10 protein-coding genes are annotated in these 7,616 nt (G+C 48.9%); all 10 read left to right on the top strand.

Annotation, left to right across the window (positions count from 1 at the left end; genetic code table 11):
• Positions 1-145: 145 nt before the first annotated feature.
• The 10 genes from J3364_RS22325 (at position 146) to J3364_RS22370 (ending at position 7,474) form a co-directional block, all read left to right on the top strand.
• Complete coding sequence (locus tag J3364_RS22325; protein WP_349560373.1) at positions 146-526, top strand: hypothetical protein; 381 nt, start codon at positions 146-148, stop codon at positions 524-526.
• Positions 527-612: 86 nt separating this feature from the next.
• Positions 613-930: a hypothetical protein gene (locus J3364_RS22330; protein WP_349560374.1), complete on the top strand. Its 318-nt coding sequence runs from the start codon at positions 613-615 to the stop codon at positions 928-930.
• A 1,105-nt stretch (positions 931-2,035) separates the two neighbouring features.
• The gene (locus J3364_RS22335; RefSeq protein WP_349560375.1) at positions 2,036-2,506 is read left to right on the top strand and encodes a hypothetical protein; all 471 of its coding nucleotides are present in this window, start codon (positions 2,036-2,038) and stop codon (positions 2,504-2,506) included.
• A 128-nt stretch (positions 2,507-2,634) separates the two neighbouring features.
• Positions 2,635-2,991, top strand: a complete 357-nt coding sequence (locus J3364_RS22340) for a hypothetical protein (RefSeq protein ID WP_349560376.1) — start codon at positions 2,635-2,637, stop codon at positions 2,989-2,991.
• A gap of 418 nt (positions 2,992-3,409) precedes the next feature.
• Entirely contained in the window at positions 3,410-3,832 is a 423-nt protein-coding gene (locus tag J3364_RS22345) for a hypothetical protein (RefSeq protein ID WP_349560377.1), read from the top strand.
• A gap of 118 nt (positions 3,833-3,950) precedes the next feature.
• Positions 3,951-4,439: a hypothetical protein gene (locus J3364_RS22350; protein WP_349560378.1), complete on the top strand. Its 489-nt coding sequence runs from the start codon at positions 3,951-3,953 to the stop codon at positions 4,437-4,439.
• 69 nt (positions 4,440-4,508) lie between these two features.
• The gene (locus tag J3364_RS22355) at positions 4,509-5,147 is read left to right on the top strand and encodes an HAD family hydrolase (protein ID WP_349560379.1); all 639 of its coding nucleotides are present in this window, start codon (positions 4,509-4,511) and stop codon (positions 5,145-5,147) included.
• Between the two features lie 130 nt (positions 5,148-5,277).
• Positions 5,278-5,907: a hypothetical protein gene (locus tag J3364_RS22360; protein ID WP_349560380.1), complete on the top strand. Its 630-nt coding sequence runs from the start codon at positions 5,278-5,280 to the stop codon at positions 5,905-5,907.
• A gap of 186 nt (positions 5,908-6,093) precedes the next feature.
• Positions 6,094-6,396, top strand: coding sequence for a type II toxin-antitoxin system RelE/ParE family toxin (locus J3364_RS22365; RefSeq protein ID WP_219475977.1), 303 nt, complete (start codon positions 6,094-6,096; stop codon positions 6,394-6,396).
• Positions 6,386-7,474, top strand: coding sequence for a HigA family addiction module antitoxin (locus tag J3364_RS22370; RefSeq protein ID WP_349560381.1), 1,089 nt, complete (start codon positions 6,386-6,388; stop codon positions 7,472-7,474). The genes J3364_RS22365 and J3364_RS22370 overlap by 11 nt, the downstream gene beginning before the upstream one ends.
• Positions 7,475-7,616 lie beyond the last annotated feature (142 nt).

Genomic DNA, 7,616 nt, shown 5'->3' on the forward strand with positions numbered 1-7,616 from the left:
CGGGAGTTGGCATTCGGGTTGGGTGCCGGAATGAGTTGCCGGGTAACCGGCATTTAACCAGTCGCATCAGGACGCGGCCTGCGGCCGCTGGACGCCCATGACTGGGCGCCCCTGTGCTCAGCGTTAGGTCCACAAGGAGACAACGATGTTTGGGTGGTTGAAGAAAAACAACACGGGTCCAGACTACTCCGGCGTCGATTCAAGGGAGAAAGCTGAGGCGCTAGTCCAGAAGGGAGAGCTTCAGAAGCTACTGCTTCTACCTTCCGAATTCGGGGGCGAAGATGTTCCACCGAACGTCGTGTATGTGCCAGCTTTCGCAGTTGAACTTAAGGCGAGTACCGATCAAAACGCCATTTTACCCCTTGCCCAAGAGGGTAAGGTAACTCGTTACAACGCAGCTCCAGAGTACGAGGGTAAAAGCTTTATCCCAGCGGCAATCAACATCGAGGCTAGCGACCCCGGCTCCTTTACGTACAGAGTAGCAATTTGGGGCAAGGCGCTGAGTGAGTCCAATGCAAAGGCCTAACCAAACGGTCAACCGGACGCCAAAAGTGTGGCGCTTTTGGTTCCCTCCGCTGTCGCTCCGGCGCCGGTTACCTCAGCGTTATGAGTATGAGTAAGCGACCCAACTTCATATATATGGCCGGAATGATCCCTGTTCTCTTCGTGGTGGGCCTTCTGATATTCCTTACGTTCGATAACCTGCTATCTGGTAGGGCTGTGTATGGAGACAAGTTTGGGAATGCATTTGAGGTTGAGGGGCTTGCTGCAATTTTAGTGAACCTGGGCATATTTGGGCTTATTGTTTGGCTGGGCTCTTACTTGGCATTCCTTGTAAAGCGCAGCCCAAAGCTCATGCAGGTTCATAGCGCTTTCGGTGTCGTTAGCGGTGTTTTTATAGTGGTTGGGCTGGCCTATGGGCTTTCATAACAAGCGGCGGCAGGCGGATCAAATTTCCGCTCGTTCCTCGCTCCAATTTGTCCGCTGCGCCGGGCGTTAGATTTTCTGGAGACAGACGTGCCAGATCAGATGATCCAAAATTTAGCATTATGGGGAGCTGTCACCGGGACGATTGGGACACTTGCGGGCTTGGTTAATCTATATCTGAGGTATCGGCATTACCGAGCGGATCGTGCAAACTTGGTTTGCTCCGCTGACTTGAGCTCCCATGCGACTTCAGATTCAACTGGATCAAACTCACAATTTAAGATAATTGTTCGTTCCAAAGGCCGTCGTCCCGTAACAATTGACTTCATTCGGTACTACCTGACTCCGTATAGCGTCTGGAAAGCTCTTTTGTGTCCTTTTAAATGGCTTCAAGGTCAGTGGACATACGAGCAAAAAGAGCGGTTGCAGAAGGTTACTCTCAATGAGGGCAGAAAGGCGGAGATAGATATAAATCTACCGTGGAACCCGCCACTTATAAACATCGCAAGAGTATATGTGTTTGACGAGACTGGGAAAAAATGGCCAGTCAGATGGCCTTCTCGTGTAGCCAGAAAAAATCTGGATAAGAAAAATTCCGGGTGACTTCAGTCAAACTGCAAGGGCAGGCATTGAATGGTAGTCGAAAAAATCTAACCAGGCGCGTCACGCGGATGCCTTTGTCTTCGCTTCTCTACGTCAAAGTCACCGGTGCGCTTCAGCGTTAAAAGTCAGGGCCGCGGTCAATTTGGTTGGCTCAGTGCAAAGGCCTTGGCGGACAGTTTGGCGTTCTGAATTGTGTTCCGTGATTAGCCAAGGCCGTTGAAATCCGCGTCCGGTTTGGCAGCCAGCATCCGCGCCGGACTTTGCATCAGCATCGTGCCCAGGTTGCCGGGCTGTTCACCGAAAGGTTTTTCCAGACCGGTTAATTTTCGGGTTATATCGGTGGGGTTCTGAGAGCCCGGTGTTTGTGCTTTCAGGTGCCCGCATGGGCGTTCTGGGTGGGGCCGAGAATTCGGTGGTGCGCCAGAACTTTTAACAAGGCACAGCACCGGACGGCCGTAAAGCGGCCGCCGGTGTGTTCAGCGTTATGTGCCAATGAGAGTTCTATATGGACTTTGAATTTGTAGGCCTTCAGGATCTGACTGATCAGCTGTATAAAAAACACCCAATTTGGGTGTTGTATGAGGATCCCGAGCAAGATGAAGATATTCTTGCCTGGGGCGTAGATCTTGAACAAGCTTGGAGGCTAAAAAGCGAGAATCCGGAAGGAGAGTATTACTTTCCATACCTTGGTTCTGAACCGCCGGGATTGGTTAGAGGTACAACGATTTATTGCAACGTTCAGACAGCCGGAGGTGCGCAACTAACCGGAACTCTGGTGGGTGGCTTTGCATTTTCCGTGTTCGTGTCTGGCGAAGAGTACCTTTTTAATACAAATATGCCTGACTACGGAATGAAAGCTAGTAAAGAGCTGTGCTTTGCCCTCAAAGAGAGAGAAGAAACTGTGTTTCCTCTCTTATTTACCCCGGTTGCACAATGCTTCTCTGGAAGAGTCGTAACACATGGAAAATATTGGTAAAGCACATAACCAGGCGCATCAATTCGCGGCCGGTGGCCGCCGGACGCCCTTTACATTGCGGCTGCGCCTCCATTCCAAGGGCGCCGTTGTGCGCAGCGTTAAGGGTCTCTATGAATCTGCGGATCGATATGTCCGAACCCGATAGTAAAAACAGGGCATGGCGCGTGCTTGTATGTTTTGTCTATAATTTGATCAATCTTTCTCTGCTGGCACTAATTTATAGAAATGGAACTATAATTCGTGGTGACGGGCCTGCTGGTTTTGCAGAACTGATTGTTAAGGGCCTTATTACCTATACTTGTTTTGCGTTCTTCATAGGTGGTTTGACAGCATCAATAAAAATTTACCGGGTTGGTAAGGACAGCTTTAGGTTAAAAGCACTATGTATTGCGACATTCTCGCTACTCATATTTTTTTCTGTTATATCGGTTGTTGAAGCATGTTCAGACGATGCGGGCCATTGTAGGCAATGGCATATTCTCTAAAGCCTAAAGTATCTGAGCCCCTAACAAAACACAGCACCGGACGCCACTGGCGTGGCGCAGGTGTGTTTCGCGTTATGTGCAAAAACGATGAAGCGATTCTTTATTAGTCTCGGTGTTTTCGTGTTGGCTGCGGTCCTCGCTTACCAGCTATTAAGCGAGGCGTCCGTGTACTATGAAATGTATTCGATGGGTGCGGCTACTCGTGCGGAGCTAGCCAATGATTATGGCTTGGGGCTTCTAGGCTTTTTCGTTGTTCTGCCAGGGAGCGTTCTTGCCGGAGCCATCTGTTCTTGGCTTGCATGGCGAAAACTAAAACCCTCTGCGGGTAATGGAGTTAGCCGCACATAACAAGTCGCGTCACGCGGACGCACTAAAGTGCGCCGGTGCGCTCAGGCGTTATGCATAAAGAGTCTGACACATGAATTGGGTTCCGATTCTCTCTCTAATTGTCGCAATTCTCGCAGTTTTCTTTGGGCCTGTGGTTGCCGCACGTTCTGCCAAGAGAGCCATGATCGGACCCATGCGCCAAAAGTGGATCAATGAGCTACGCACCCTGTTGGCAGAGATCTCCAGTAGTTGCATGCATTACTGGCAGATCGGATACGAGGACCGGACTGAGGCAGAGTACCAACGGATAACAGATCTGAAGCACCAAGTTATCTTCATGATCAATCCCAAGGAAAAAGATCATCAGGCTCTAGTCAGCATTATTGCCAGAATGGAGGATGGCCTCGCCCGAGGAAAAGACGGAGATATAGATTTCCACATGGCTTACAAAGAGCTTTTGGAGCAAGGGCGTAAAGTGTTGAAGAGGGAGTGGGAGGTTGTCAAAAATGCATAACAATACGCACCAGTACGCGGCCGATGGCCGCCGGACGCCCTTTCCATGGCTCCTTCGTCGCCATTCCAAGGTCGCCGCTGTGCTTCAGCGTTAACCATTAAGTCTGACAAGGAGTTACATGTCACCAATTGAGTCAATAATTCTTGGAGTGGTCAGTGGTGTCGTTACGGCAGCCCTGATCTACTTGCTAGGGCTGCTCTATAAAACACAGATACTCCCTTGGTATCGTGCAGTGACATATAAGGGCGTTGATATTTCAGGAGCTTGGGTTGCCCATGTCGATGAGCAAGATGATCTCAAGGCAAAGTTCGACCTCTATCTTGACCAAAAGGCACATCACCTTTCAGGTTCAGCAGTAATTATACAGGGTGCTGATCTCGAAAAGCCGGCCTCGACGGTAAATATGGCGGTGACTGGTTCGATTTGGGAAGGTTTTATTACTTTGAATATGCAGAGTAGAGACCGAGCTCGGCTCTCGTATTCGACCTCACTTCTTAGGGTCGTAAATGGCGGCATTCGGCTTGAAGGGAGCTACCTTTATCGCTCGATTCGAACCGATGAAATTCAGGCCCAAGAGTTGCGTTGGGAGCGGAACAAGAATGGTTAACAATGGCGGTCAAGGGACGCTCCTTCCGTCGCGCCCCTGCCGCTGGCGTTATAAGCCAAGGGAGAGGTTGTGCATCTGGTCTTATTCGACATAGACGGAACCTTGGTCGAGTCATACGACTTCGATACTGAGTGCTTTCAAGCAGCTATCGAGGATGTATTGGGAGTGACGATAGGGCCTGACTGGAGCCGCTATCAGCATGTGACTGATTCCGGGATTCTTGCCGAGGTGATTGATGGACTGGGCCTTCAAAGTGACTACGATAGGATCACCGCAGAAGTTAAAGAACAGTTTGTGAGCCGAGTAGCGGATTACATTTCGTGCCATGCTGTATCCCCAATCCCCGGAGCGTATGAGTTCTTATCGCAGCTCGTCGCACGCAAGAATGTTGCAGTAGCTTTTGCGACTGGTGGCTGGAGCGAAACCGCGAAGATGAAACTTGGTGCGGCAGGTATCAACTTCTCTTCTATACCGCTGGCCTCTTCCTCTGATCACTACAGCAGAACAGAGATCATGCGGTTGGCCGAGAGGCGTGCGGGTAAGAGTCATTACGATTCCATGACCTATTTCGGGGATGGGCCTTGGGATCAGAAAGCTTCCAAAACTCTGGGTTACAACTTTGTCTCTGTCGGGGATCGTATTACTAGCCCTAAATCGGTTCGGGATTACACAGAAGTCGATGTGGCCTTGGGATACATTGGCTTATAACCAACGGCTGCACAGCGACCGGTTTTACGCCGCTGCGCGGCTCCAAACCGGCGCGTGAGCCGGGCGTTATGAGTTCAATGATCTGAGCCATATTTGATCGGCCAAGACGAGAGGATGGGGAATCGGCATTATGGATAAGGCGATTTACGGCTTGGTTGGCGTTGTTCTTGGTGTGTTTCTTACTGTCGCCAAAGAATGGTGGTTTCAACACAGAAAGAACAAGAAAGACGCTCAATATTTGTCGATTCAAGTCATCAGTATGCTTGATCGCTATGTGGCAGGCTGTGTTGAGGTCGTTGGTGATGACGGCCTTTACCACGGGGAGCCTGATGAGGAAGGCTATTCAAGCATTCAAGTAGAAGTTCCTAAATTTGCTCCAGAAGCGGCAGCAGTGGAATGGAAGTCCTTACCCGCTGAGCTAATGTACGAAATACTGACCTTCCCAAATAACATAGAGGTCGCAAATAACCGTATAAGTGCTGCCTTCGAATACGCAGCTTCACCTCCAGACTATAGTGAAGGTTTTGAGGAGCGGCAGCTCCAATACTCGGAGTTGGGCATTGAAGCGGATAACCTTGCTTCAAAACTCAGGCAGCATTCCGATCTTCCGAAAAAGCCAAAACGAGATTGGAATCCTATCGAGTACATGAAAAATCGAAAAGCAGAAATCTTAAAGAACCGGGCTGAAAGAGAAAAGCGTCAAAAAGCCCTGATGGATAAGCTTTCGGAGATCGAGAGCGAGGAATCTAGTGACTCATAACCAGTGGGTGAAGCCGACCGGTACTACGCTGCGCTCCGTCCCGGCGGCTTACCCAAGGCGTTAAGCTCGCCCCTGTTCTCACCACTCCCCGAGCCTGTCGACCCGAGCATCTCCATCGCGTATACTCTTCACCCCAAGGGTGAACGATTCTCCTCCGAATTTGTCTACACTTAGGGTGCACCGATTTTGAAAGTCGAGTTTCGCAAGAAAAAGCTAGAAAAGTGCTTTAAGCAGCAGAAACACGCAGTCAAAGAATTCGGCGATCAGGTTGCTCGAAAATACATCCAGCGTATCGAAATCATCAAATCGGTGGCGAACCTTGATGATCTTATGGGGTTGCCAGGCCTGAGGTGCCATCCCCTTAAGGGGAAGCGGCAAGGTCAATACGCGGTCAAGCTCACGGGATTTTACAGGCTGATATTCACAGTTGATGGCGACTGCTTGAACATTGCGATGATTGAAGAAGTGAGTAAGCACTATGATGACTGAACAAGCACATATGTCAGATTTAGGTATACCACCGGGAGAGTATCTGGAGGAAGTGCTTGAAGAGTTGGGCGTCAGTCAGGCGGAATTAGCCCGTCGAATGGGGCGTCCCCCTCAAGCTATCAACGAGATATTGAAAGGTGAAAAAGCGATTACACCAGAGACCGCACTACAGCTAGAGCAAGTCGTGGGTGTGCCCGCATATTTCTGGAGCAATTTGGAAGCCAGTTATCGATTGGTTCTTGCTAAAAAAGTAGACGAACAAAAGGCTGAAGGTGAGGTGGAGGTTGCTTCTTCCTATCCATATTTGGAACTCTCCAAGTTGGGCTTAGTTGAGAAAACCAGAAATAAAATCTCTAAGGTCAAAGAGCTGAGAAAATTTTTTGGTGTTTCTTCGCTTTTTAATATAGGTGAAGTAAAAGAGTATTCACCCGCATTTAGGCAGGTTGAAAAGGACAGTATTTCTCATGAAGCCCTTGCTGCCTGGTTGAGAGCTGGCCACATTGTGGCGTCCGGTAAAAATACAAAAGACTTTAATCCCGAGCGACTAAATGACTGCTTATCTGATATCAAAGGTCTTACCTTTGAGACTGACCCCAATATCCTAATTGAAAATCTTGGGAGGCTATTGGCAAGTTGTGGTGTTGCTTTAGTCTTGATCCCTCATTTTCCTAAGACCTACACAACCGGTGCTACCTTTTGGGTAGATAAAAATAAAGCAGTGATAATGATGTCTCTTAGAGGTAGTTGGTCCGACATTTTTTGGTTCAGTTTAATGCATGAAATCGGGCATATTTTGTTGCACGATAAAAGAGCCACATTTCTAGAGAATGGTCAAAGCGACCCGCAATATCTAAAACAAGAGAAAGAGGCTGATCTTTTTGCTCAAAAAACATTAATTCCTGAAAAGGAGTACAAAGAGTTTGTGAGCATACGGGATTTTTCTGCCAGTTCTATTAAGAACTTTGCAAATGAAATTGGGATTTTTCCTGGAGTCGTTACTGGTCGTTTACAGTTTGATCGTTTGCTGCCTCATACAGTGCATCATCACAGAATTAGGTTTAAGTGGAGGAAAGCTTAACAAATGGCTCAAGCCGACCGTGGACTTCCCCCAGTCGAGTGGACACGCATCGATAACTCCGAAACAGGAGCACACCGATGCCAGAAATGATCACAGGGAAGAAAACCCAGCAGTACAGCACTGAGTTCAAAGTCAAAGCGGT

The sequence above is a fragment of the Marinobacter sp. NFXS9 genome, from assembly GCF_040148665.1.
In the GTDB taxonomy this organism is placed as follows: Bacteria; Pseudomonadota; Gammaproteobacteria; order Pseudomonadales; family Oleiphilaceae; genus Marinobacter_A; species Marinobacter_A mangrovi.

What these genes read in the sequence shown, in the direction of transcription:
- J3364_RS22325 (WP_349560373.1), top strand. Translation starts at nt 146, where the DNA reads ATGTTTGGGTGGTTGAAGAAAAACAACACGGGTCCAGACTACTCCGGC.
- J3364_RS22330 (WP_349560374.1), top strand. Translation starts at nt 613, where the DNA reads ATGAGTAAGCGACCCAACTTCATATATATGGCCGGAATGATCCCTGTT.
- J3364_RS22335 (WP_349560375.1), top strand. Translation starts at nt 2,036, where the DNA reads ATGGACTTTGAATTTGTAGGCCTTCAGGATCTGACTGATCAGCTGTAT.
- J3364_RS22340 (WP_349560376.1), top strand. Translation starts at nt 2,635, where the DNA reads ATGTCCGAACCCGATAGTAAAAACAGGGCATGGCGCGTGCTTGTATGT.
- J3364_RS22345 (WP_349560377.1), top strand. Translation starts at nt 3,410, where the DNA reads ATGAATTGGGTTCCGATTCTCTCTCTAATTGTCGCAATTCTCGCAGTT.
- J3364_RS22350 (WP_349560378.1), top strand. Translation starts at nt 3,951, where the DNA reads ATGTCACCAATTGAGTCAATAATTCTTGGAGTGGTCAGTGGTGTCGTT.
- J3364_RS22360 (WP_349560380.1), top strand. Translation starts at nt 5,278, where the DNA reads ATGGATAAGGCGATTTACGGCTTGGTTGGCGTTGTTCTTGGTGTGTTT.
- J3364_RS22370 (WP_349560381.1), top strand. Translation starts at nt 6,386, where the DNA reads ATGATGACTGAACAAGCACATATGTCAGATTTAGGTATACCACCGGGA.